This is a genomic window from Campylobacter sp. RM16192 (genome assembly GCF_004803855.2).
Classification (GTDB): domain Bacteria; phylum Campylobacterota; class Campylobacteria; order Campylobacterales; family Campylobacteraceae; genus Campylobacter_A.
In genome coordinates this window covers 386,810-410,774 of record NZ_CP012552.1, presented here as the reverse complement: position 1 = coordinate 410,774, position 23,965 = coordinate 386,810, and the positions used below count along the sequence as shown (strand labels likewise).

26 protein-coding genes are annotated in these 23,965 nt (G+C 33.8%); 10 read left to right on the top strand and 16 right to left on the bottom strand.

All coding sequences use genetic code 11. The annotated features are described in order from the left end of the window. Window positions 1-33: 33 nt before the first annotated feature. Window positions 34-1,053, bottom strand: a complete 1,020-nt coding sequence (locus CDOMC_RS02155) for a 3'-5' exonuclease (protein WP_172127530.1) — start codon at window positions 1,051-1,053, stop codon at window positions 34-36. Between the two features lie 31 nt (window positions 1,054-1,084). On the opposite strand from CDOMC_RS02155, the gene waaC reads away from it, so the two are divergent. From waaC to rfaQ, 4 genes are read left to right on the top strand one after another with little or no spacing between them, the layout of a single operon-like run. Further along, window positions 1,085-2,116, top strand: a complete 1,032-nt coding sequence (gene waaC / locus CDOMC_RS02150) for a lipopolysaccharide heptosyltransferase I (protein ID WP_236861333.1) — start codon at window positions 1,085-1,087, stop codon at window positions 2,114-2,116. Further along, window positions 2,109-3,005 (top strand): lipid A biosynthesis lauroyl acyltransferase, encoded by an 897-nt coding sequence (locus CDOMC_RS02145; RefSeq protein ID WP_172127526.1) that lies wholly within the window; start codon window positions 2,109-2,111, stop codon window positions 3,003-3,005. Before waaC ends, CDOMC_RS02145 begins: the two co-directional genes overlap by 8 nt. Further along, entirely contained in the window at window positions 3,002-3,697 is a 696-nt protein-coding gene (locus tag CDOMC_RS02140; RefSeq protein WP_172127524.1) for a glycosyltransferase family 2 protein, read from the top strand. Before CDOMC_RS02145 ends, CDOMC_RS02140 begins: the two co-directional genes overlap by 4 nt. Further along, a complete protein-coding gene (gene rfaQ / locus CDOMC_RS02135) occupies window positions 3,694-4,773 on the top strand; it encodes a putative lipopolysaccharide heptosyltransferase III (RefSeq protein WP_172127522.1) in 1,080 nt (359 codons plus the stop codon). The genes CDOMC_RS02140 and rfaQ overlap by 4 nt, the downstream gene beginning before the upstream one ends. Here the strand turns inward: rfaQ and CDOMC_RS10295 are convergent. Genes CDOMC_RS10295 through CDOMC_RS02125 form a run of 3 tightly spaced genes read right to left on the bottom strand, consistent with a single transcriptional unit; the run spans window position 4,770 to window position 6,815 of the window. Beyond that, window positions 4,770-5,129: a polysaccharide deacetylase family protein gene (locus CDOMC_RS10295; RefSeq protein ID WP_336244376.1), complete on the bottom strand. Its 360-nt coding sequence runs from the start codon at window positions 5,127-5,129 to the stop codon at window positions 4,770-4,772. The two genes, rfaQ and CDOMC_RS10295, sit on opposite strands and share 4 nt — an antisense overlap. Window positions 5,130-5,139: 10 nt before the next feature. Beyond that, on the bottom strand, window positions 5,140-5,541 hold the full coding sequence (locus CDOMC_RS10290; RefSeq protein WP_336244375.1) for a polysaccharide deacetylase family protein: 402 nt from the start codon (window positions 5,539-5,541) through the stop codon (window positions 5,140-5,142). Next, the gene (locus tag CDOMC_RS02125; RefSeq protein ID WP_172127520.1) at window positions 5,538-6,815 is read right to left on the bottom strand and encodes a hypothetical protein; all 1,278 of its coding nucleotides are present in this window, start codon (window positions 6,813-6,815) and stop codon (window positions 5,538-5,540) included. The genes CDOMC_RS10290 and CDOMC_RS02125 overlap by 4 nt, the downstream gene beginning before the upstream one ends. A gap of 87 nt (window positions 6,816-6,902) precedes the next feature. Here CDOMC_RS02125 and CDOMC_RS02120 point away from each other — a divergent pair, with 87 nt between their 5' ends. Then, window positions 6,903-7,997: a glycosyltransferase family 9 protein gene (locus tag CDOMC_RS02120; protein ID WP_172127518.1), complete on the top strand. Its 1,095-nt coding sequence runs from the start codon at window positions 6,903-6,905 to the stop codon at window positions 7,995-7,997. Here CDOMC_RS02120 and CDOMC_RS02115 read toward each other — a convergent pair. The 5 genes from CDOMC_RS02115 to CDOMC_RS02100 form a co-directional block, all read right to left on the bottom strand. Further along, complete coding sequence (locus CDOMC_RS02115) at window positions 7,994-9,100, bottom strand: glycosyltransferase family 4 protein (RefSeq protein ID WP_172127516.1); 1,107 nt, start codon at window positions 9,098-9,100, stop codon at window positions 7,994-7,996. The two genes, CDOMC_RS02120 and CDOMC_RS02115, sit on opposite strands and share 4 nt — an antisense overlap. 74 nt (window positions 9,101-9,174) lie before the next feature. Then, entirely contained in the window at window positions 9,175-9,921 is a 747-nt protein-coding gene (locus CDOMC_RS02110; RefSeq protein WP_236861332.1) for a glycosyltransferase family 9 protein, read from the bottom strand. Next, the gene (locus tag CDOMC_RS10130) at window positions 9,918-10,091 is read right to left on the bottom strand and encodes a glycosyltransferase family 9 protein (RefSeq protein WP_236861331.1); all 174 of its coding nucleotides are present in this window, start codon (window positions 10,089-10,091) and stop codon (window positions 9,918-9,920) included. The genes CDOMC_RS02110 and CDOMC_RS10130 overlap by 4 nt, the downstream gene beginning before the upstream one ends. 74 nt (window positions 10,092-10,165) lie before the next feature. Further along, window positions 10,166-10,675: a glycosyltransferase family 4 protein gene (locus CDOMC_RS10125; RefSeq protein WP_236861330.1), complete on the bottom strand. Its 510-nt coding sequence runs from the start codon at window positions 10,673-10,675 to the stop codon at window positions 10,166-10,168. A 519-nt stretch (window positions 10,676-11,194) separates the two neighbouring features. Then, window positions 11,195-12,112, bottom strand: coding sequence for a glycosyltransferase family 9 protein (locus CDOMC_RS02100; RefSeq protein WP_172127514.1), 918 nt, complete (start codon window positions 12,110-12,112; stop codon window positions 11,195-11,197). Window positions 12,113-12,163: 51 nt separating this feature from the next. On the opposite strand from CDOMC_RS02100, the gene CDOMC_RS02095 reads away from it, so the two are divergent. Both CDOMC_RS02095 and waaF read left to right on the top strand, forming a co-directional pair. Then, the gene (locus tag CDOMC_RS02095) at window positions 12,164-13,198 is read left to right on the top strand and encodes a glycosyltransferase (RefSeq protein ID WP_172127512.1); all 1,035 of its coding nucleotides are present in this window, start codon (window positions 12,164-12,166) and stop codon (window positions 13,196-13,198) included. After that, a complete protein-coding gene (gene waaF, locus CDOMC_RS02090; RefSeq protein WP_172127510.1) occupies window positions 13,182-14,141 on the top strand; it encodes a lipopolysaccharide heptosyltransferase II in 960 nt (319 codons plus the stop codon). The genes CDOMC_RS02095 and waaF overlap by 17 nt, the downstream gene beginning before the upstream one ends. A gap of 32 nt (window positions 14,142-14,173) precedes the next feature. Here the strand turns inward: waaF and gmhA are convergent, their stop codons facing one another. Genes gmhA through CDOMC_RS02070 form a run of 4 tightly spaced genes read right to left on the bottom strand, consistent with a single transcriptional unit; the run spans window position 14,174 to window position 17,627 of the window. Continuing rightward, on the bottom strand, window positions 14,174-14,740 hold the full coding sequence (gene gmhA / locus CDOMC_RS02085; RefSeq protein ID WP_269467714.1) for a D-sedoheptulose 7-phosphate isomerase: 567 nt from the start codon (window positions 14,738-14,740) through the stop codon (window positions 14,174-14,176). Beyond that, entirely contained in the window at window positions 14,727-16,133 is a 1,407-nt protein-coding gene (gene rfaE1 / locus CDOMC_RS02080; protein ID WP_172127508.1) for a D-glycero-beta-D-manno-heptose-7-phosphate kinase, read from the bottom strand. The genes gmhA and rfaE1 overlap by 14 nt, the downstream gene beginning before the upstream one ends. Then, entirely contained in the window at window positions 16,126-17,115 is a 990-nt protein-coding gene (rfaD, locus tag CDOMC_RS02075) for an ADP-glyceromanno-heptose 6-epimerase (protein WP_172127506.1), read from the bottom strand. The genes rfaE1 and rfaD overlap by 8 nt, the downstream gene beginning before the upstream one ends. Further along, the gene (locus tag CDOMC_RS02070) at window positions 17,115-17,627 is read right to left on the bottom strand and encodes a D-glycero-alpha-D-manno-heptose-1,7-bisphosphate 7-phosphatase (protein WP_172127504.1); all 513 of its coding nucleotides are present in this window, start codon (window positions 17,625-17,627) and stop codon (window positions 17,115-17,117) included. The genes rfaD and CDOMC_RS02070 overlap by 1 nt, the downstream gene beginning before the upstream one ends. A gap of 118 nt (window positions 17,628-17,745) precedes the next feature. Between CDOMC_RS02070 and CDOMC_RS02065 the strand changes: the two genes are divergently transcribed. Continuing rightward, entirely contained in the window at window positions 17,746-18,051 is a 306-nt protein-coding gene (locus tag CDOMC_RS02065; RefSeq protein ID WP_172127502.1) for a c-type cytochrome, read from the top strand. A gap of 260 nt (window positions 18,052-18,311) precedes the next feature. Beyond that, complete coding sequence (locus tag CDOMC_RS02060; protein WP_172127500.1) at window positions 18,312-18,614, top strand: c-type cytochrome; 303 nt, start codon at window positions 18,312-18,314, stop codon at window positions 18,612-18,614. A gap of 47 nt (window positions 18,615-18,661) precedes the next feature. Here CDOMC_RS02060 and ccoS read toward each other — a convergent pair whose 3' ends face one another. The 3 genes from ccoS to CDOMC_RS02045 all read right to left on the bottom strand — a co-directional run bounded on the left by ccoS (window position 18,662) and on the right by CDOMC_RS02045 (window position 22,437). Beyond that, entirely contained in the window at window positions 18,662-18,883 is a 222-nt protein-coding gene (gene ccoS / locus CDOMC_RS02055) for a cbb3-type cytochrome oxidase assembly protein CcoS (RefSeq protein ID WP_172127498.1), read from the bottom strand. Next, the gene (locus CDOMC_RS02050; protein ID WP_172127496.1) at window positions 18,880-21,252 is read right to left on the bottom strand and encodes a heavy metal translocating P-type ATPase; all 2,373 of its coding nucleotides are present in this window, start codon (window positions 21,250-21,252) and stop codon (window positions 18,880-18,882) included. The genes ccoS and CDOMC_RS02050 overlap by 4 nt, the downstream gene beginning before the upstream one ends. Before the next feature lie 75 nt (window positions 21,253-21,327). After that, a complete protein-coding gene (locus tag CDOMC_RS02045; protein ID WP_172127494.1) occupies window positions 21,328-22,437 on the bottom strand; it encodes a cation diffusion facilitator family transporter in 1,110 nt (369 codons plus the stop codon). Window positions 22,438-22,600: 163 nt separating this feature from the next. On the opposite strand from CDOMC_RS02045, the gene rho reads away from it, so the two are divergent. Then, window positions 22,601-23,953: a transcription termination factor Rho gene (rho, locus tag CDOMC_RS02040; RefSeq protein WP_236861329.1), complete on the top strand. Its 1,353-nt coding sequence runs from the start codon at window positions 22,601-22,603 to the stop codon at window positions 23,951-23,953. Window positions 23,954-23,965 lie beyond the last annotated feature (12 nt).

Below are 23,965 nucleotides of genomic sequence, written 5' to 3'. Positions count from 1 at the left end.
ATACCGATTTTGTTAAAATTCGGCAAACTAATTTCACTCATCATCGAGGTTAATTTCCGGCAATCTCTCTTCAAATTTAGGCTGATTTTTAGCCTTTAAATTAATCTCGTTAGCCTTTTTTACCATACCGCCAAGTCCGCTTTTAGCCAAATGATCTTCAAGCTCATCAATGCCTATGCGTTCTGACTCATTATCATCCTCTTCATCTTCATCAAATTCTCTAGCTACTATCTCGTAATCAAGCTCACCCTTTAGCCTTGCAAGTTCCATTTCTATGGCTTCACAAAATACCGGCGTATAACCCATTTGTGAGCATTTTTGAATCAAAAATTCACTCATGTCAGCTAAAAAGCTAGCATAATCGTCTTTTGTTAAATTTCCACGCAAAAGCTCATATTTTAAAAACAGCCAATATGTATTTAAAGTATCAGACTCGCAATATTCATTGATCTTGGCTATCTCACCCGCAAAAAACAGCTGCATAACCTGATCGCCATGAATATCATATTTGCCAGGCAAATTTAGACTCGCGCAAAGAGTATCAAGCTTTAGCCCGCTAACGGCACGAAAATCACTGATATGATCAAGCAAATCCAGATGAAAGCGACCATCATATCTGCTTCTATAATTTTCCCATTTATTTTTATTAAGCTCTTTGTTATCGCTTTCAAAATAGGCAGGGCAGCTTAGATTATAACGCATGGACCGCGTCATAATCATAGGCAGATCAAAACCGCGTCCATTAAAACTAATTAATCGCGGATTATACTCATTGATGAAATTTATAAATTTGGCCAAAATTTCCTGCTCATTTTCACCTTTCATTGTACTAACGCGTAAAAATCTGCCAAATTCATCTGCCATCACTGCAGATATTGCGACTACTTTATGAAACATCACTGGTAAAAACTCGCTTCCGCTAGCCTCTTTTTGATCCCAAAATGCAGATTTACAAACATCCAAATCACTGCCTCTATATCCGTAAACTCTCCTTAAAAGCGCGGTATCAGGAACAGTTTCACAATCAAATACACAAATATAACTTTTAGACACTTCAAACCTTTTTTAGCCAAATATTTGTAAAATGATACCAAAAATAGTGAAATTAAGCGAAAAAATGAGCCAAGATTTAAAGAGCCAAAGCCTTAAAATAGCCATCATAAAACTCTCTGCGCTAGGTGATATAGTACATGCTAGCATAGTACTCGAGTTTATCAAAAAAAATCTAGAATCAGCCAGCATAAACTATGATATTTCATGGATAGTGGATGAAAAATTTGCCGAGATATTAGAAGGCCATGAGCTAATTTCAAATCTTATAAAAATTCCGCTAAAAGATAAAAAATTTCTAAGAACTTATAAAATTTTAAAAGATGCAGGAAAATTTCATATAGCCGTAGACCTGCAAGGACTTATCAAATCGGCAATAGTTGCAAAAATTTTAGATACGAAAATAATTTACGGATTTGATAAAAATAGCGCCAAAGAAAGCCTCGCAAGCACATTTTATACTCATAAATTCTCATGCGACTACAACGAAAACATTATAATTAGAAATTTAAGCCTAACGGCTTTTGCGTTAGGATTTAAATTTGAAAGAGATGAAATTTTAAACAAAAAGCCATGCCTTATGGCTTATGAAAAAGCAGAAAAAAATGAGCCTAAACGCATACTTATAGCGCCTTTTGCAAGCGAAGAGAGTAAGTGCTATGATAAATTTAAAAGAGTTATCAAAATGCTTTCAAACTATAAAGTTCACGTATGTTTTGGTAATAAAAAAGAGTTTGACAAGCTAGAAGAGATCGTAAAATACACAAATGCCGATGTTCTTGAAAAAATGCCCTTAAAAGAGCTTGTTAAATTTATAAATAGCTGCGATCTTGTCATAGGAAACGATAGCGGGATAACTCATATCGCTTGGGCTCAAAATATCCCGTCTATAACGCTATTTGGCAACCGCCCTAGCCAGCGTAATGCCTACACCACAAATAAAAACATAGCAATAGATGCATGCAAAAAAATAGATGCCAGAAAGATAGATAAAAATGACTTTTGCATCCGCGAAATAAAGCCTGAAATCATAGCTGAAGCAGCCGAGAGAATACTAAATGCGTGATATTTTTTATCTTTTAACCTATTGGTTTTTTAAATTTTTGCTCTTTATACTACCGGATTTTTTACTAAGCCCTTTTTTAGATTTAATCGCAAATTTGTTTTATAAATTCGATAAAAAACACAATAAAATCATCATGGCAAATCTAGATTTCGCCTACGAAAACGAGCTTACAAATGAACAAAAAAAGCAGATAGCAAAAAATGTCTATAAAAACTATGCAAAATTCGCAATAAATTTCATAAAAAATCAAAACAGCACAAAAGAAAAGATATTAAAAAAAGTCCGTTTTAGAAATCTTGAAATTTTTACAAACGCTTTAAATTCAGGTCGCGCTATCATAGTACAAACCGCTCATTACGGCGAATGGGAGTTATTTAGCCTAGCTATGGCGGCAAAATTTGGACCGGTAAGCATAGTAGGAAGAGCGCTTGATAGTAGTGTGATGCAAAAAATTCTAAAGGCTAACAGAACTCAGTTTGATATAGAGCTCATAGATAAATCAGGCGGTGCGAAGCAGATTTTAAAAGCTATAAAAGAGAGAAGATTGCTTGGAATTTTAGTCGATCAAAATACTGCTAAAAGCGACGGGATAGAGGTTAATTTTTTTGGCAAAAGAGTGCTTCATACCCCATCGGTTAGCATTTTTGCACAAAAGAGCGATGCCATAATAGTTCCGGCATTTATAAAAATAAGCGATGAAGATAGCAAGATAAATGAAATTTGCTTTTTTGAACCAATTGATATTAGAAATTTTAGCAAGGATGAGGCGATTTTAGAGGCTACCAAAGCCCAAGCAGATGCTACCGAAAAATTTATTAGGCAAAAGCCGGATGAGTACTTTTGGTTTCATAAGAGATTTAAACACTTCAATGAAGAAATTTACAGATGATTAGTGTAGTAATCTTGACATTAAATAGCGAAAAATACCTCTTAGAAGTGCTTGAAAGCGTAAGATTTGCGGACGAAGTTATAGTCCTAGATAGCGGTTCGACAGATAAAACGGAAGATATTTGCAAAGACTTTGAAAATGTAAAATTTTACTATCAAAAATGGCTTGGATTTGGCAAGCAAAAGCAAGCTGGAGTAAATTTGGCTACAAACGATTGGGTGTTTGTTCTTGATAGTGATGAAGTTATTTTAGAGCCTTTAAAAGAGGAAATTTTAGAAATTTTAAAAAAGCCTAAATTTGATGCTTATAAGGTGGCTAGGCTAAATTTCTTTTTTGGCAAAGAGGTACGAAATATGGGACTATATCCTGACTTTACAATTAGGCTCTTTAATAAAAACAAAGCAAATTTTGATGACAAAGAGGTTCATGAAAAAGTTGTTGTAAACGGCACTATCGGTGAGCTAAAAAATCACTTTAAGCACTACGCTTATGAGAGCATAGAGCAGTTTATCGCCAAACAAAATCGCTACTCTAGCCTAGGGGCTAAAGAAAACAGGTTCAAGGCGGTATTTAATCCAGCATGGACTTTTTTTAAACTCTTTGTTTTAAAAGGCGGGTTTTTAGATGGCTGGCGCGGATTTGTCATAGCCAAGCTATATTCGCAATACACATTTTGGAAATATATAAAATGAAAAAAAAGAAAAAATTTAAAATTTTAGTTATGAAATTTAGAAATATAGGCGACGTCTTGTTAACGACTCCGCTTATTGCCAACCTCAAGCATCACTTTCCTGAAGCGCAGATAGACTTTGCTCTAAATAAAGGCTGTGAAGCGATGATAGAGGCAAATCCTAACATAGATAACGTATATGTTTACGATAGAGAGATAGTCAAAAACGAGGGATTTTTAAAAAAACTATGGCTTGAGCTAAAATTTATACACTCAATCAAGAAGCAAAAATACGATATCGCGGTGCAAACAACCACCGGAGATCGCGGAATAATAATAGCAAAATACGCAAAAGCTAAAAAAATCATAGGATTTGAGGGTAAAAACAAGACTATCAATAAATTTATCACTCTTAAAGTGCCAAAAACCACCTCACAACATACGATAGAGCGAAATTTGGATGTACTTAAGGCGCTTAATTTAGAGCCTGCAAGTAAAAAAGTTGAGATATTTTTCGATGAAAATTTAGTAGATAGTTTAAATTTGCCAGAAATTTTCATCCATTTTCACCTCACTAGTCGCTGGATGTTTAAATGCGTAAAAGATGAGATAATGGCCGAGCTTATTGATTTTTGCGAAAACGAACTGGGTGTAAAAGTAGCCTTAACTGCCGATAAAAACGGAGCTGAGATGAAAAAAATAGCTTCGGTTTTGGCTCTTTGCAAATCAACTCCACTAAATTTCGCAGGAAATTTAAGCTTGAAAGAGGTTGCCGCACTTAGTAAAAAATCGGCTCTTTTTGTAGGAGTAGATACAGCTATAATGCATATTGCCGCAGCAAACGATACTCCTGTTATAGCATTTTTTGGTCCAAGCGGAGCCTTTGAATGGGGGCCTTGGGACAATGAGTTGATGCACTCAAGCTATCATGAGCGAAACGGAGTGCAAAGAATGGGCAAACACACGGTTTTTCAGCAAAACCTAGAGTGCGTGCCATGTGGCAAAGACGGTTGCAATGGAAGCAAGATAAGCGAGTGCTTGATGGATTTTGATTTAGAAGCCGTAAAAGAGGAGATAAAAAGAAAGCTAAATATTTAGTCTTTAAATTTTGAGTAAATTTGATATACAGACTCGTTGCCGTAAATAAACAGGCTCTTTTTTAGCCACCAAGATCCTTTTTTGGCTGCGATTCTTCTTATCTCTTCAAGCTTTTTATCGGCCAAATTTACTCCGCGCTTAGTAGTATAAAATATCTCGTATCCAAGATCTTTAGCCTCTCTTAGCCTACTTTCATCATATTCTCCTCTGGGCCAACATAGGTGTTTATCATCAAATCCCAAGCGTTTTTTTATGATGTTTTTACAAATTTGCAAATCCTCTTTAAATGGCAGACTGCTAAAATAATCATCATTATGCGCATTCGTATGAGAGTGAAAGCTAAAGATATCAGCCATCTTGCCTATCTCATCCCAGTTTAAAAATAGCCCCCCCAGGATTTTCGGGAGCCATTTTCTTGGCCTCCTTGTGAGTAAGAGGTGTAAAATCTGCTCTATTTAATGCATTTTGCTCGCTAGCCTTCTCTATCCAAGATGTTACAAGAAATATTGTGGCCTTTAATCCAAATTCTTTTAAAACCGGATAGGCGTAGTAAAAATTATCCCTCCAGCCATCATCAAAGGTTATAAATACGCTCTTTTTTGGCAATTTTAGCTCACCTTTTTTATAAGCTAAAAATTCGCTAGGAGTAAGAGCTTTGTATCCGTTTTTGGCCAAAAAGCTCATCTGCTCTTTAAATTCATTCACACTACTTGTTACAAATCCGCTGTCTTGCAGGATATGGTGATACATTAAAACAACTACGCTCATAAATCTTTCTCTTGTTTTTTAAAAAAGCTTGAACTAAGAATTACAAAAAAACCAGCCATGTAAAAAATATACAATATTCTTAAATTTATAGTTTCGAATAAACCTCTTACTCCAAAATACCCAAAAATAGATATAAAAATAGCACAAAACATTAAATTTTTACTCTGTATAAAATACTTAAAAGAGTAGTAAAGAAGAGATAAAAATGATAGAAATAACATCATAGTTCCAAAAATACCGTAATAATAAAAATTGCCTATAAAAAATGGTTCATCATTAAACCAATATCTTTCGCTAGAATCTTGTCTGATTTGCATTAACGAAAGCGTAACACCTTCATCCATTTTGTCTCTTAAAAACTCATCATACTGCTCCTTGCCGTACCCAAGACCGATTAATCCACGATTACTTGAAACAAATGTTGGCAAACGCTCTTTTATTATCCAATATCTCTCAGGAGTGTTTATTCCTTGAAGTATTTTATAGCTTACCATATAAGAATTTACAGCCAACAATATAAAAATTGTACCACATAAAACTACAAATGCTATAATTCTATTTTTATATTCTATTAAAAAATTTTTATATCCACCAAAAAATAAAAATAAAAAGCAAACAATTTGGACGCCCCAACTACCTCTAACTCCACTCAAAATCTCCATTACTATAACTAATAAAAATAGAAATATCATCAATGTTTTAATTACTTTTTCTTTAAAAACTACAAATCCAATAAGTAAAAATATCATAAATCTATCTACATAATCGGCATAGGAACGTTTAATAATACGGCCTACAGAGTGATCCTTGCTACTAAAATTTGATACATCTACAAAAAGCATCTGTGAATAATAAAGTGTTGTAAACAAAAGAGCAACTATACAGCTATAGAAAAAAATCTTACTTTTTTCACTACCATCACTCCAAACATAAACAATAAATAAAAATGCCAATCCTCTTCCAAATTCGCTAAAAGCATCTGAAAAAGAATCAAATCTACTGTCATAAGGAAATAACGAAACAATAAAAGCATAAACAACGAACAAAATAATAGGGATTATGATATTCTTGCTTATTCTAAAATTGATTTTAAGATTTTTTAATAAATAATCCATATTCATAAAAAGCATAATAAATGAAAAAGTAAGCCCTAGATACAAAGAAATATTCTTTATAGCCGTAAACTTTACATGATGCTCACAGACAATAAAAATAAAAAGAAAATATGCTATACAGTTATCTAAAAACGTGTATATTGTATTTTTTGCATCCATAATCTCCTAAAATTAGAATGTCATTATAACAAATAATTTATATTGGTTATTGTAAAATATTTTTATTTTAAAATTTAAAGGTTATATTTGATATATCTATTGATTTATTTTATTTTTATTCCTATTCTTTTTATACTATCACCGTTTAGAAGCAAGAAAAAGCAAAAATTAGTAATACAGACAGCAAAAATAGGAGATTATGCAAATTCAAGTATTATTTTTGACATTGTAAAAAATTTCGACATAGTTATAGATAGTGTTAATATTGATTTTGCTAATTTTGACTGTAGAATCAATAACAAATTTGAAATAAATACAATAAAAAATAACTTTTTAAAAAAAATACGCTTAGCATTTAGGCTGTATTTCAATGGATATAGCGATGTTTATGTAATGATGCCAAATTCTTTAAATTTATTTCTAGCACAATTTAGCTTTGCTAAAAATATTAAAACAATAGAGCATGAATTTTGCAGTCTAACATTTAAATTACTATCATTTAATATGCAAAAAATTCGACATGATACATCAATTTTAACTTTAATATCGTATTTAAGAATGGCAGACCAGAACATACAACATGATTTTAATCATACCCTTAAACTACGTCATATAAATCTAAAATTTAAAAAAAGAATTCAAGATCCACTTTTTGTACCAAAACAACCAAAAATTAATTGTAGTGAAAAATTCAAAGTCGGAATTAGTTTAACTGCTAGAAATAAAATAAAAACACCACCGAGCACAACATGGAATAAAATTTTTAAAATTTTAAATCAATTTGATGTAGAAGTTTATATTTTTGGAATAAAAAACGAAGATAGCCTCTTAAGAGATATCGATACACAAAATGTAAAAATAATATCTATGGTAGATAAATTAGAACTTAAAGAATTGCCATATCATATATCAAAAATGGACTTGTATATATCAGCAGATACAGGAAACTACTATATAGCAGATTCAGTGAGCACTCCTACAATATGTATGATGGGACCATGTTTTGCTAGTGAACAAAGAGGAGTTTTTAATTCTCTGGTTATTCAATCAAACTTAGAGCCTATCAGCTCAGTATTTCACACCATCAGAGAAATAGATGCTAGCAGATATTTTGAACTCAATAATAAAGACGAAGAAAATATAATAGATTTTATACAATCTATTGATAAACACTATTGTTAAATCAGAGATTTATACAATAAGTCTATGCTTTGTATATAATTTTCTAGACTAAATTGTTTAATTATGGAATAATCCGGTTTCTTAATATTTGGTTTTTTGATATTTTCCAAACATTCTTTAAGGGACATTTTATTTCTATTTACTATATAAAAAATATCTTTCAAAGATGATATTTCATAAATCTCTCTAGCGACTTTTATATCTGAAAATATAATACCGCACCCTTTTGCAAGCCCTTCTATTACAACCCTGGGGAGTCCTTCATCTGTTGAAAAACCTAAGACAAAATCACTTTTTTCATAAACTTCATTCATATTCTCCACAAAACCAATATGTTTTACAACGCCCCTTTTTTTGAGTATTTCAAAATTACTTAATACTTTGCCTTCAAAAACTCCATTTCCAGCAAGTGTTAATATAATATCCTTCCTTTTCATCTCAATCATGGCTTCAAATACTAAATCATGCCCCTTTAGACTTAAAAAGTTGGCAGGCATAACTATATTTATAATATTATCATCACGATTATCACATAAATTGCCATGTATTTCTATTGGATTATATATTACATTTTTATCTATGCAAATTTGAGATTTATAAAACTCGTAAGTAGATTGAGATACACATATTGTTTTGAATTTTAGATCTTTTAATATATTAAGCTTAAAGTTTTCTATCTTAGCATTTTTTCTACAATGCTGAATCACATTTATACCAAGCTCATTGGCAGCTACATTATATGCTATATTTGTAGAAAAATGGTTATTTAAATGAAGTAAATCAGGATTAGCAAACCTTAATAACTCTCTTGCAAATCTTAGGTTTTCTGTATACATCTTTTTATACACAAGCTCTTTTGAAAATATTCTCAATAGTTCTTTTTTAAGTTTACCCATTCTTTTAATATGATTAAAATTCAGATGTTTAGCTCCATGTTCATTTAATATTTGAGATATTTTTTTTGTATTAACTAAATAATCATTTTCAAAATAAGTTAGGATTTCATAATCTTTTTTATCAATCAATGCATCCAAAAGATACAAAAAGCTCTTAGTTCCTCCACCAAATTCAAGCCCTGTATCTACAAATAAAATCTTTTTCAAAACAATTCTTTTATTTTTGAATAAACATCATTGGCATTAATCTGAAGCATACACTTCTGATATTTACATTTTTTTCATATACAAGGCTCACATGTATGAGGTTGTTTTATAAATTTATGTATGCCCACATCAAAATCAGGATTTGAATTAATAGGCTCAGAGGCAGCAAAAAGAGCTACTGTTGGTGTCTTCAAAGCGGCTGCAACATGTAAAGGTCCAGTATCTGGCGTAACCAAAACATCAAGCTTTCCAATAAGTTGACAAGCTTCAACTATATCAAAAAATCCGGCAAAATTTAATATACGTTTTTTCTTTAGTTCGACATCAAAAAATTTACAAAATTCTTCAGTCAGTACTCTTTCTGCTTGATTTCCAGTAAGAACTATTTTAAAATTATCATGATTTAAAAGAAGCTTGGCCAATTCTATCCAGCGTTCTTTAAACCACTGGCGTGAAATTGTGCTAGCTCCCATTTGAAAACCTACTATTTTTTCGTCTTTTTTACGATTTAAAACTCTATCCACGTTCTCAAAACTACTATCTTGTAAAAATAGCTCCATACGAGTATCAAAGCTATTAATACCTACAAATTTAAGCTGTTCTAGCCTATTTAGCACCACATATCTAGGCTCTCTATATGGAGTCGGCGGATTGGAGTGAAATTTATTAAAATCGTTTTTAAGATTAGGAAGTTTAAAAATATATTTTGCTCCGCTTAAAACTGCAAGCGGAGTCGCTTGAGGTTCATTTGAATGAAGTAAAAACGCTATATCTATCTGCTTTGTTTTTAAAATTTTTGCAACAGATAAGAAATTTTTCATCGTCCGTTAAATAGTACAATCTCGTCCAAAAATGGATTATTTTTAAACAGATCCGCATTAGATGGATTTAGAAGAGCTACTACTTTCACATTTGGAAAATTTTGTTTAAAGACTCTAAAAACCGGAGTGCTAAAAAGAGTATCGCCAATAGCAGTATTGCTAAAAAACATACTGTTTTAAATGGCTCATCTACTAAAACACTTTTTTTATCCCTTTTTCGCTAAGTATAAATTTAATAATTCTCTCATAAATTTTCATATAATTTTTCAGTATCCTTTACCGTCTTTTCTATAGAGAAATTTTGCTCCACATACTCTCTTGCGTTTTTACCAAGCATAACTATTAAATTCTTATCCTCTATCAAGCTCTTTAAGGCCTCTTTTAGACTTTCTTTATCTTCACTTTTAAAGATAAGTCCAGTTTTTTTATCTCTTATTGCCTCTATTATCCCGCCAGCATCACTTCCTATGCAAGAAACTGCGCAGCTACTAGCTTCTAAAATAGCAGTTCCTAAGGCCTCCATCTTTGAAGGCAGGACAAATATATCAAAACTAGGCAAAATTTCGCTTACATCGCTTCTATTGCCAAGCATAAATATATTTTGTTTACCATTTGTTATAGCCTTTAAATTATTCTCACCAGGTCCATCTCCCACGATAACTAGGGCCGAGTTTTTAAAATTTAATTCGTTAAAAGCCTCTATTAAAAGCTTATGATTTTTCGCTCCTCTTAGTACCGCAACTATGCCTACCACGACACAGTCTGAGGGCAAATTTAGCTCTTTTTTTATATCTTTTTTTTAAACTTGGATTATACCTATTTGTATCAACTCCGGTATAGACCACATCTATTAAACTCTCTTTGACGCCCTTTCTTATAAGGCTATCCTTGGTTGCTTTAGATACGGCCGTGCTGATATTATAACTAAATGGCGAGCCTGTAGTGGTTTGAAGGTGTCTGGTGGGAACTACTTTTTCCCGGTTAATTTACCCACTATTGCACCGATATTTCCGTCTTTTCCTGAGTGAGTAGAGATAATATCTATATGATTTTTTCACAAAACGGCAAATTTTAAAAATTTCAAAAATATTGTATATCTTTTTTAGATTAAACTTTACAAACTCGCAATCTATCTCTTTTTCAAAGCTCTTTGAGTTCTTATTTAGTCCTTAAAATACTTTAAATTTTGTCTTGTCAAGTCCATTGATAACACGCTGTGTGCGATGCTCTTGTCCACCAAAACCAAGAGAACTTTCAAGTTCAAGAATTTTTATCAATTTATAATCTCATAAATATCTTCAAGTTTTACATTCTCAGCCAAGCCGCTCTCGTCTTGCAAAACATACACATCATCACCCCATGGCTTCCAGCGAGTCAAGTTTGTCTTACCAAATATTACAAATGTTTTTAGACCAAGAGCCGGACCTAAATGCGCTACTCCGCCATCTAGTGTTATTAAAAATTTGGCTTTACAAAGGTAGTTTGCAAGCTCATCCATGCTTGAAGTTTGCAGATAATCAACTCTGGAGAGTCTAGAAGCCCTTTCGCCAAATTCAACATCTTCACTACTTAATACCACATCGGCAAATTTTTCCTTTAAAAATTTAGCAATTTCTTCTATCTTACCTATACTTAACTGATTTTCGCTAATCCTGCTAGATATGTGAAAAAATACAAAATTTTTAAATTTATCGTTCGCATTTTTTGGCAAAAACAGAGTTTTTTCGTTATTATAATAGACTCCAAGAGGCTCCAGGCAGTCAAAGCAAAGCATAACCTCATGAGGTATGTGATTAAATTTAATCTTATCGGTTATAAATTTTTTAGGATATTTATGATCTACTCCAATCACTCTTTTAGCTCTTGAAACTCTAGCAAAAATTGGGGCAGACGGTGAATACGAGCTTCTAAAAATAACTGCTACATCATAATTTTGGCAGTAAATTTGAAATAAAATCTTGCATTTTCCAAGAAATGCCCAAATTTTGTCCTTCCAGCTCTTTTTATGTTTTGGCTTCGTATAGATATAAATTTTATTCAAAAATGGATTTTTAATCACAACGCAAGAATTTAGACTATTTACAACTATATCGATTTTCGCATCCTCAAATTTATGCCTTAACGCCTCAATAGCCGGAGTAGTACAGATTAGATCGCCGATATTGTCATTTCTGATTAATAAAATTTTCATAATGGCGCAATTATAACCAATCTTTTATTAATTTTTTTATAGAATGTTTTTATGAAAAAAATAACATTTTTAAGAATGAGCTCAAAGGCAATCGGAGGGGCGGAAATTTATCTCTCGCGCCTGATTAACACGCTTGAAAATAAAGGCATAAAATGTGAGATAAAAAACCTTAATGCACCTAAATTTTTAAGCTCTTGGATAAAAGCCTTGATATATAATCTTCAAGTAAAATTAAGCAAAAATGATAATTTTTACTTCTCTTTAGAGCGGGTTAGCTCAGCAGACATCTACCGTGCAGGAGACGGGGTGCATAAGGTATATATGAAAAGCAAGAAATTTTGGTTTTTAAATCCTCTAAATTTCGTTATTCCTGCACTTGAAAAAAGATGTTTTTTAAACTCAAAAAAGATAATCGCAAACTCAAATTTTATTAAACAGCAGATAATTGATGTTTATAATATCAACGAAAACAAGATTGAAGTTATATATAACGGAGTTAAACTTCAAGAGGATTTTAATAAAACAGATGCTAAACAAGAGCTTTGCAAAGAGCTTAAATTGGATGAAAAAATACCTATAATACTATTTGTAGGAAGTGGCTTTAAGCGAAAAGGTGCAAAAGAGCTTTTAAATCTTCTTTCTAAAATCAAATCAAATTTTCAAGCGATAATTATCGGCAAGGATAAAAATTTAAACAGCTATATTTCTCTTGCAAAGTCGCTAAATTTAGAAGATAGAGTTAAATTTCTAGGAGCTAGAAAAGATGTTGATAAATTTTATAAAATCAGCGATATCTTGATCTTTCCTACCCATTATGAACCATTTTCAAATGTCGTTTTAGAAGCGCTTAGCTTTAAAAATGCCGTTATCACTACAGCTCAAAACGGAGCCGGTGAGATTTTAAAAAAAGAGTTTGTAATGAGCTCTGCAAATGATGAAAATATCTTAAATTTATTAGAAAAGTTACTAAACGAAAAAGAATTTTTAACCAGTATTCAGAATGATAATTTCAATTTAGCTAAAAATTTCAGCATCGAAAAAAATGCAGAAAAAACTTTGGAAATCATAAATGCGAATCTTCATTGAGCTTCCGACTTGGCTAGGTGACTGCATTATGGCAACTCCAGCAATAGAAAGCATATTGCTTAAATTTCCAAAGGCCAAATTTACATTTTTTGGCTCGTTTGCAGCAACAGAACTTATAAAAAACCATCCGAACTGCGAGCAAATACTGATTGATGACAGCAAAAAAAATAAAAGTCGCTTTCTAAGTATCTTTAAAACCGCAAAAACTCTAGGCAAATTTGATATTGCAATTAGCTTTAGAAGTAGTTTTACAAGTAGATTTTTAATGTTTTTTTTAAGCGCGAAGCGAAAATTTAAATTTAAAAAGACAAAAAACATAACTCATCAAGTAAAAAAATATCAAAATTTCATACAACAATCACTAAATTTAGACATTATACACGATGAATTAAAATTAGATTTTGAGCCTTTTAAATTTGAAAAAAAGAGTATAGGACTAAATCCAGGCGCAAGCTATGGAAGTGCAAAAAGATGGTATCCTGAATACTTTGCCGAGGTTGCTAAAGAGTTTAGCAGTGAGTTTGAAATAGTGATTTTTGGATCAAAAAGCGAAGCCGAGATTTGTAATAAAATTGAGGAAATTTTAACCAAAGAAAATATAGAGTGCGAAAATTTAGCCGGAAAAACCGATATAAAAGAGCTTTGCGAAAAAATCGGCGGAATAGATATTTTCATAACAAACGACAGCGGTCCTATGCATATAGCGGCAGCTTATAAAGTGCCCACTATAGCTATTTTTGGACCAACAAAATTTAAAGAAACCAGTCCTTGGCATAACGATAAAGCACATATCTTGCATCTAAATCTAAAATGTGCGCCTTGCATGAAACGAGTCTGTCCAATTGGAACGCACGAATGTATGAAAGAGCTAAAACCACAGATGATTATAGAGGCTATAAGGAAAAATTTTAAAGAAATTTTAGAAAAAAGAGCATCTATATAGTCAAAAATAATCAGGCGCTCTCTTTTAAAACTCTAAAAAGCGTCATCAATTGCTTGGCAGATAATGTGTCCTATCAGTATATGCATCTCTTGGATTCTTGGAGTATCGCTTGATGGCACAACCAAATTTAACTCACAATTTTCATTCATAGCACCACCGCCTTTGCCACTAAGTCCTATTGTGCGGATATTTAGCTCTTTTGCAACCTCAAGCGCCCTTATTACATTAGAGCTATTTCCGCTTGTAGATATAGCTATCAATAGATCTCCGCTTCGTCCCAAAGCTTCAAGTTGACGAGAAAATACAAACTCATATCCGTAATCATTTCCTATGGCTGTAAGAGCCGAGGTATCAGTCGTTAGAGCAATACCTGCCAAGGCCTTTCTTTCGGTTTTATACCTGCCTGTTAGCTCGGCTGCTATATGCTGTGCATCTCCTGCACTTCCGCCATTTCCGCAAAGCAAGACTTTACCTCCATTTTTCAAGGTCTCCACTGCCATAAAGCAAGCTTTTTTAATATCTTCATGCATCGCAAAAGTTGCCTCTATGGTAGCTCTGTGTCCTTGCATCTCACTTTTTATCATATTATCTATTTGCATTTTGTATCCTATTTACTAAATTAGTCGTGCTTTTTCCTTCTACAAATTCAACGAGCCTCACATCAGAGACTATATTGCTTCCCACAACTTCTTTGCCTTCGTAATCAGCACCCTTAACTAAGATATCAGGCTTTAACGCAGATATCAAATTAATAGGCGTAAGCTCATCAAATATCACTACATAATCAACCACTCCAAGAGCAGCTAAAATAAAGGCTCTATCGTCCTCACTATTTATCGGACGACTCTCTCCTTTTAGCTCTCTTACCGAGCGATCCGAATTTAGCCCTACAACTAAAATATCTCCAAATTCTCTTGCCTTGGCTAGATATTTGGCGTGCCCTTTGTGCAAGATATCAAAGCAACCATTTGTAAAAACCAGTCTCTTTTTACCACGATTTACAAGAACTTCCTTAAGCTCGTCAAGGCTCTTTATCTTATTTTCAAAACCAACACTGGTGCGCCTTCTAACAAGCTCATTTATCTCCTCAAAGCTTGCAGTCGCACTTCCAACCTTGGCCACTACAACAGCGGCGGCTAAATTTGCAGTCTCGATAGCCTTTTGTATATCGTCATTTAGTCCAAGCATATATCCAAGCGTAGCAAGCACCGTATCTCCTGCTCCAGTAACATCAAAAACCTCTTTGGCAAGTGCAGGAAATTTAACCGCTTTGTCATCTTTTAAAAGTGCTATTCCCTCTTCTGAAATAGTGATAACAGAATATTTTAAATTTAGCTCATCTTTTAGCTTTTTAATAGCTTTTTCAAGACTCTCATCGCTATCTATCGCAAAGCCCACAGCTTCACTAGCCTCTTTTTTATTTGGAGTTATTAAAGTTGCATTTTTATACTTTGAATAGTTTTTCCCTTTTGGATCAGCAAGCACCGAAATCCCGGCTAAATTTGCTAAATTTATAAGTTCATTGCAAATTCTAGGTGTTAAAACACCTTTTCCATAATCAGAAAGCAAAACTACGTCATAATTTTTCAAATTTTCTTTAAATTTAGCTATCACCTCATCTTCACAATCTATATCTTCAGCGCTCTCTTTATCGATTCTTACAACCTGCTGATGAGTCGCCATTACACGACTTTTTATAGAGCTTATTCGAGAACTCTCACGTTTAATAAATTCAACCTTTGCCCCAAATTTTTCTAAAATCTCTATAATCTCTTCGCCGACTTCATCTGCACCAACTACACTAATTACACCTACTTTAGTACCTAAAGATAGTAAATTTAGCACCACGTTTCCAGCCCCACCAAGCCTTTTAGTCTCATTTTTTATCTTTACGACCTGCACGGGCGCTTCAGGAGAAATTCTATCGCAACTACCCCAGATATAGTGATCCAGCATCAAATCGCCAACGACTAAAACACGAACTTCACGCATTTAGCTCTTCCTTGAAAATTCTTTTTATCTCAGGAATATAGTCTTTTATACCCTCTTCCAAGCTCCACTTTGGCTCATAATTTAAGGCTTTTTTAGTAGTTTCAATATTGGCTTCTGTATGAAATTGATACGAGTTTATGTATGGATTTTTTATATATTCGCTTCCCAAATTAGCACCAAGCTCTCGCTGCAAAATGTCGGCTATATCTTGAAAGCTTCTAGCTTTGCCTGTGGCTGCATTATAAATTCCGCTTGGTGCATTGATAGCTAGCAAATTCGCATTTATGATATCTTTAATGTATACAAAATCGCGCCTTATCTTATCACTTCCCTCAAAAAGCTTAGGTGCTTTACCGCTTAAAATTTGCAAGCCAAATTGAAGTACTATAGAGGCGGTTTTATTTTTAAAAAACTCACCCTTGCCATAAACATTAAAATATCTAAGACCAACTACACCAACACCCATTTTTGCATACTTTTGTCCCAAATGATCCATCTTTAGCTTGCTAAATCCATATACGTTATTAGGCGCCTCACATTCACCTACTGTTTGAGGGCTTTTAGCGTTTCCGTAAGTTGCCGCCGAGCTTGCATATATAATTTTTGCACTTATTCTTTTACAAATTTCCAATAGATCTTTAAAGCTATTTAAATTTGTACGCATTAGCTCGTCTTGCTCTCTTACAGTGGTGTCAGATATCGCAGCTTCGTGATATATAATATCTGGTTTAAAATTTTCTATCAAAGTTAAGGTCTTAGAGCAATTAATATCACCTTCATAAATTTCACCTTTAAATCCTAGCAAATTTTTAAAATGACCAAAACTCTTTAAATTTCCATTACTAAATATCTCGCTACTTCTAAATTTATCCACAACTAAAACCTCACAGTTTGGATAATTTTGATCAAAATAGTGAGCCAAAGCCGAACCTATAAAGCCTGCACCACCAGTAATAACTATTTTTTTATTATCTAAATTCATTAAATTTCCTTATCTTTTAAACTCTTAAAAACATCGCCCACACTTTTAAATATCACTCCATCAAGCATAAAGCTCATACCGACTCCAGCCGTCTCTGCAGCCTTTATATCACTATCCTTATCGCCTATCATGATTGATTTTTTAAGATCTATATTTAGCTCTTTTGCGGCATCTGTAATCATCTTTGGCTTTGGTTTTCTGCACTCACAATCAGCCTCTGGAGCATGAGGACAAAAACAAATTTTAGAAATATTAATACTATTTTTCTTAAATTCGCGCAGCATAAATTCACTAAGCCTATTAAACTGCTCTAATGTATAATATCCTCTCCCAATTCCTGATTGATTAGTGACTACAACAATGATAAATCCGTTATTTACAAAGTTTTTGACATCATTAAAAATATCTGGTTTAAATATAAAGTTATCAATATCATAAACATATCCAAAATCTTCATTAATAACGCCGTCGCGATCCAAAAATAGGGCTTTTTGAAAATTTGTATTATTCATAAGCAAAATTATACTTAAAATTGCTAAATTTTTAGAAAAATAAGTTTACAGGCTAATATAGCTAAAATTTACCTTTTTATAATATAATACTTTGATTATTTTACTAAAGGGGATTAAAATGAAAAAATTACTTATAGTTTCTGGTGTTGCTGCTTTATTAACCTGTGGCCTTTTTGCAGCTGACGGTGCTACACTTTATAAAAAATGCGTAGCATGCCACGGACCTAAAGCTGAAAAATCTTTCTTAAATAAAGTTCCAGTTCTTACAACTCTAAAGAAAGAAGAGATGGTAGAAGCGCTAAAAGCATATAAAGCAGGCACTCTAAATAAATTTAAATCTGCTGCCATGATGAAGCCGATAGTAGGCCCTATGAGCGAAGCTGATATAGAAGCTGTTTCTGAGTATATTACAACTTTAAAATAACTATTTGGGCGGAATTCCGCCCTATTTTTTCATATTAAAATTTATTTATCTAACAATCTACAACATATTTGGCAATATATGTTAATACTTATTTGTATTTTAAACTTTTATTTATTAATTGCTTTTTTATAATTTCATACAACTTCTCAATTAAGACTAAAACTAATATATCGACTTTAATAATATTTTAGTTTCTTTTTATAATTTATTTTAAGCAAATTAAGAATATAATAACCGATAAATTTTATTAAAGGAAAAAAATGAAAAAGATTATCTTTTTTGTAACTGCCATTGCTTTGGGCTCATCTTTATATGCAGCTGACGGTGCTGAAATTTATAAAAAATGTAACGCCTGTCATGGACAATATGCTGATGCAAAATATGCGAATAAAGTTCCACCGCTTGTCTCTGTATCCAAAGAGGATCGCTTAAAAGCACTTGAAGGCTACAAAGCTGGTACAGCAAACCTATATGGTATGGGTGGCGTAATGAAAGCTCAGATGATGAAATTGAGCATGGACGATATAAAAGCTGTCAATGACTTTATTGAAACTTTAAAATAATGTTATTCTTAATACAGCTACGACATCTAGTTTTAGCAGTAGATTAATCAATCAGGTGGCCTATAGCCTTTTTTGGCCGCCTCTTTTTGTTTTTGCTCCATATTATATGCATCGTTCAAAGCATCTTCATCATCATATTTTGTTCCGTCTAAAAATTTACGATAATCTTCAAATTGCTTAGTCTTTATCCCCCAAAGTAGAGCTACCAAGCCAAAAGCTCCGAGCAGAGTCGAAATCCCTATCATCATAGCTATTATTTCTGTGCTCATCTTTTTATCCTCATTGCATTTGCCACAACTAAAATAGAGCTAGCCGACATAGAGATGGCTGCTATTACAGGTGCGACATATCCAGCCATAGCAAGAGGTATCGTAAGCGCATTATAGATTAAAGATATGGCTAAATTTTGTTTAACTATTTTAAATGTATGACGAGATAGCTTCACAGCCTGTGTTAAAAGTTTTAAATTATCATTTAATAGTACGACATCGCTTCTTTTTAAGCTCACATCTGCGCCACTTCCCATACACACGGCAACATTTGCAAGACTAAGCGCTATTGAGTCGTTTATCCCATCGCCCACCATCACAACTTTTTTGCCGTTTTTTACAAGCTCTTCTACAAATTTTGCTTTCTCATCAGGTAAACATCCAGACTTAAATTTATCTATGCCAAGCTCGTTTGATACGCTTTTAGCTGTAAATTCATTATCTCCGCTTAGCATCATAACTCCGATTCCTATATCTTTTAATATACTTACACACTCTTTAGCTTCGCTTCTTATCGAGTCTATCAGCTCAAATTTGGCAGCGATTTTACCATCTATAGCAAAAAAATAGTTGGTTTTTTCGCTTGTTTCATCTATACTAAAGCCTAGTTCACGCATAAATTTCTCACTACCTCCATGAATCTTTATATCGTTAAATTGTGCGCTTACACCCTTTGCTTGAATACTTTTTACATTGGTTAAATTTAAAATTTTAAGCTTACTAAATTTACTTTTTAAAAATTCACAAACTCCGTTACTAACGGGATGAGACGAGCTTTTAAGAAGAGAATAGAGCAAATTTTGATCAAATTTAAAAAAACTATCAAATTTATGCACGCTAGGTCTACCTTCGGTTAAGGTGCCAGTCTTATCAAATACCACTGTATCGCACTTTGCAAGAACTTCTAGGATCCTAGCCTCTTTAAAAAGTATTCCATTTTTAAATCCTGCAGTAAGCCCAACAAGAGTGCTAACAGGAGTAGCCAGCGCCAAAGCGCATGGGCAAGCTATAATAATAACCGAAATAGAGACAATCAAAGCGTGCTCAAAAGAGCCTTCTTGTAAAAACCAAAATATAAATGTAAGCAGGCTAAGAATCATTATAACACTTGAAAATTTACCAGAAATTTCATTGGCAAGCTTCTCGATATATGGCTTTTTAGTAGTTGCATTTTCCAATAAAATTATGATCTTATTGAGAGTCGAATCGCTAAATTTTACATTCGTGTTATACTCTACAAGCCCATCTAAGCATATAGCACCGCTACTTATTTCGCTTCTTTCTTCTTTAAATATAGCCACACTCTCGCCGGTCAAGCTAGAATAATCAAAACTTGCCGATCCATTTACTATAACTCCGTCTATCAAGACCATTTCGCCAGGTTTTATTACAACAATTTCGCCTATAGCTACATCGTTTACGTTTTTTAGCTCTATTTTTCCATTAATTTTTACGCTAACCTTATTGGCAATCATCGAATTTAAGCCATCAAGAGTATCACAAGCGCGTTTTTTACTCAAAACCTCTAGATATTTTCCGATAAATACAAATGTGATTATCATTGCAACGGAATCAAAATAAACCTCGCCACTCCTTGAAAACATAGAGTAAATTGAGAATATATATGCCATAAGAGAGCCTGAAACAATCAGCAAGTCCATATTTTGAGCTCTATTTTTTATAGCGGCAAGAGCACCTTTGAAAAAATCACTTCCGGTATAAAATAACACTACGCTAGCTAACACAAATTCGGCAAAATTTAAAACTCCCTTTATATCCTCTTGCATGCCGGTAAAATATCCGCCATATTGAGCCACAGCAAGCCACATGATATTCATAGTGCCAAAAATTCCAACTATAAGCTTCGCATAAAACTCGCGTCTCCTAGTCGTGATATGCTCTTCTTGCTTGCTAGGATCATAAGCGTATGCGTCATAACCAATAGATCTAATTAGCTTTAAAATTTGATTTAAACTTATCTCACGCTCATCCCACGCTATCGTTGCTTTATGATTTAAAGCATTTATATTAGCCTCTAAAATACCGGGAGTATTAAATAAAACTTTCTCATTTAACCAAATACAAGCAGTGCAATGAATCCCTTTGATAACAAGCGAAATTTTGCTAAATCCGTTCTCATTTTTTATATAGTTTTGATACTGTTCGCCAAAATTTTCATTTGCACCGGACTCTTTTACGGGCTCTAAGATATTTTTTCCAAGATGTGTATAAAACTCGCTAAAACCGTTATTTTGAAGAAATTTAAAGACATTTTTACAGCCATTACAGCAAAATTTATGCCCATCGTCCTCTATCATTACGTTTTCATCGAAGCTTTGGTGACAATGAGAGCATTTTATTTGAGCCATTTAGTTACATTTTTCTTTCAAATTTAAATTTATAGATTATATGACATTTCATCTTAAATATTTAAGATATAAAAATTAAGCAAACTCTCTATCAATAACGATAAAAATTTTATATCCTGGAAACTGCGCCGAAACGATACCTTCCATCTTGCTTCTAAGCTCGTCTAAATTTCGCTCCTTAAAGCTAACGACGACGTCAAATCTAACCGTTTTTTTAGCGGTATTTATAAAAAATGCGTGCAAATTTAGTATGCTTTTAAACTCACTTAGCAAGTTTTTCACGCACTCTTTCGTGTCGTTTTGCCCTAAATTTACGCTATAAATTCCAAACACAAGATAGATTCTGTATTTGCGGTAAATTTCTATCTGAAGCTCATTTAATCGCTGAGAAATTTCTGAAATTTTCATATGCTCATCAACTTCAACGTTTATAGAGCCCACATAGCGCTCAACACCGTAGTTGTGAAGGATGAGATCATACGCGTCAAGCACTATCTCGCACTCTTTAACGGCTTTATAAATTTCATCGCTTACTTCTTTTTCCACTCGCCCGCCTATGATCCTATCAAAAGTCTCTTTAATCAAAATCACGCCGTTATATATGATAAAAAGCGAAGCCAAAGCGCCTGCATAGCCGTCAACTTGGATATTTGCAAAGTATGAAAGCCCCGCACTAACTAGTATCACGCAAGAGATGATCGCATCTCCCAATGCCTCTTGCCCAACAGCTTTTAAGGCTATAGATTTGGTTAAATTTCCTATCTTTTTGTAATAAAACGCGATAGCAAATTTTACAAATATAGCTATAAAAAGTATCGTTAAAAGTGCCGGTGTAAAGGTCGTAGTAACGGGTTCTATGATGTTTTCTATCGAGGTTTTTAAAAACTCAAAACCAAGCATCAAAACTATGATAGAGACTATAAGTCCTCCGATATATTCAACCCTTCCGTAGCCGTATGGGTGGCTCTCGTCAGGCAGCTTTTGAGCAAGCTTGGAGCCAAAGATCGTTATCAAACTTGAAAATGCGTCGCTTAGGTTATTTACCGCATCAGAGATGATGGCGACAGAATTTGAAGCAAGTGCTATAAAAATTTTAATACTTGCTAAAATAACATTTGTCACTATACCGATAAACGCTGTTTTTATTATCTTTTTTTCGCGCTCGCCATCTTTAAATTGCATCATTTTAGACTCTTATTCTTAACTAATTTTATAGCCATTTTAACATATTAAAAACAAATCAAAACTTGACAACAAAAACAAATTTCTATAAAATACGAGCCAAATAAAGCTTCTTTTGAAACTTAAATCAATCTACAAAAATACCCATACTTTATAAAGAGGATATATGGAAAATAGCACAAATCAAAATGGCGTAAACCAGCCAAATTCAGAGAATACAAAAACTTCCAGAAAATATCAAAATTCACGAACTCACATCCCTGTTGACGGACATAAAATCGAAGAACTTCGCACACTAAGCCTAGAAGAGCTTGTACAGATAGCAAACGGCGTAGGTGTGGAAAACCCGCGCGAATTTCGCAGACAAGATTTGATATTTGAAATTTTAAAAACACAGACCAAGCAAGGCGGCTTCATCCTATTTACGGGAATTTTAGAGATCACAAACGAGGGTTATGGATTTTTACGCTCGGTCGATGCAAATTTAAGCGACAGCTCTAACGACGCTTACGTTTCAAACTCTCAAATTCGCAAATTTGCCCTTCGTGTGGGCGACATCGTAACCGGTCAAGTTAGAGAGCCAAAAGATCAAGAAAAGTACTACGCTCTGCTTAAAATCGAAGCGGTTAACTACATGCCTTTAGCAGAAGCCAAAGAAAGACCTCTTTTTGATAACTTAACTCCGCTGTTTCCTACACAAAAGCTTCATCTTGAATATGATGCAATGAAACTTACTGGCCGCGTGCTTGATCTATTTACTCCTATCGGAAAGGGGCAGCGCGGACTTATCGTCGCACCTCCAAGAAGCGGTAAAACAGAGCTTATGAAAGAGCTTGCTCACGGTATCGCAAGAAACCATCCCGAAGCGCACCTCATGGTGCTTTTGGTTGATGAGCGCCCTGAAGAGGTTACCGATATGCAGCGCTGCGTGAAAGGTGAAGTGTTTAGCTCGACTTTTGATCTTCCTGCACTTAATCACGTGCGAGTTGCCGAGCTCGTTATCGAAAAGGCAAAACGTCTTGTTGAAATGGGCAAGGACGTCATCATCTTGCTTGATAGCATAACTCGTCTTGCGCGTGCTTACAACACCGTAACTCCGCCAAGCGGCAAGGTGCTAACGGGCGGCGTTGATGCAAACGCACTTCATAAGCCAAAACGCTTTTTTGGAGCGGCTAGAAATATCGAAGACGGCGGAAGCTTGACCATCGTCGCAACAGCGCTTATTGACACGGGCTCAAGGATGGATGAGGTTATATTTGAGGAGTTTAAAGGCACGGGAAATAGCGAAATCGTGCTTGATCGCAACATCTCAGACCGCAGAATTTATCCAGCTATCAACATCCTAAAATCAGGCACAAGAAAAGAAGAGCTTCTTCAAAAGCCTGACGAACTTCAAAAAATTTGGGCTATACGCTCTGCGATCGCTTCTATGGACGACGTAGAAGCGCTTAAATTCCTATATGCAAAGATGCTAAAAACAAAAGACAACAACGAGCTTTTATCGATACTAAATGATTAAAATTTGAGCCTT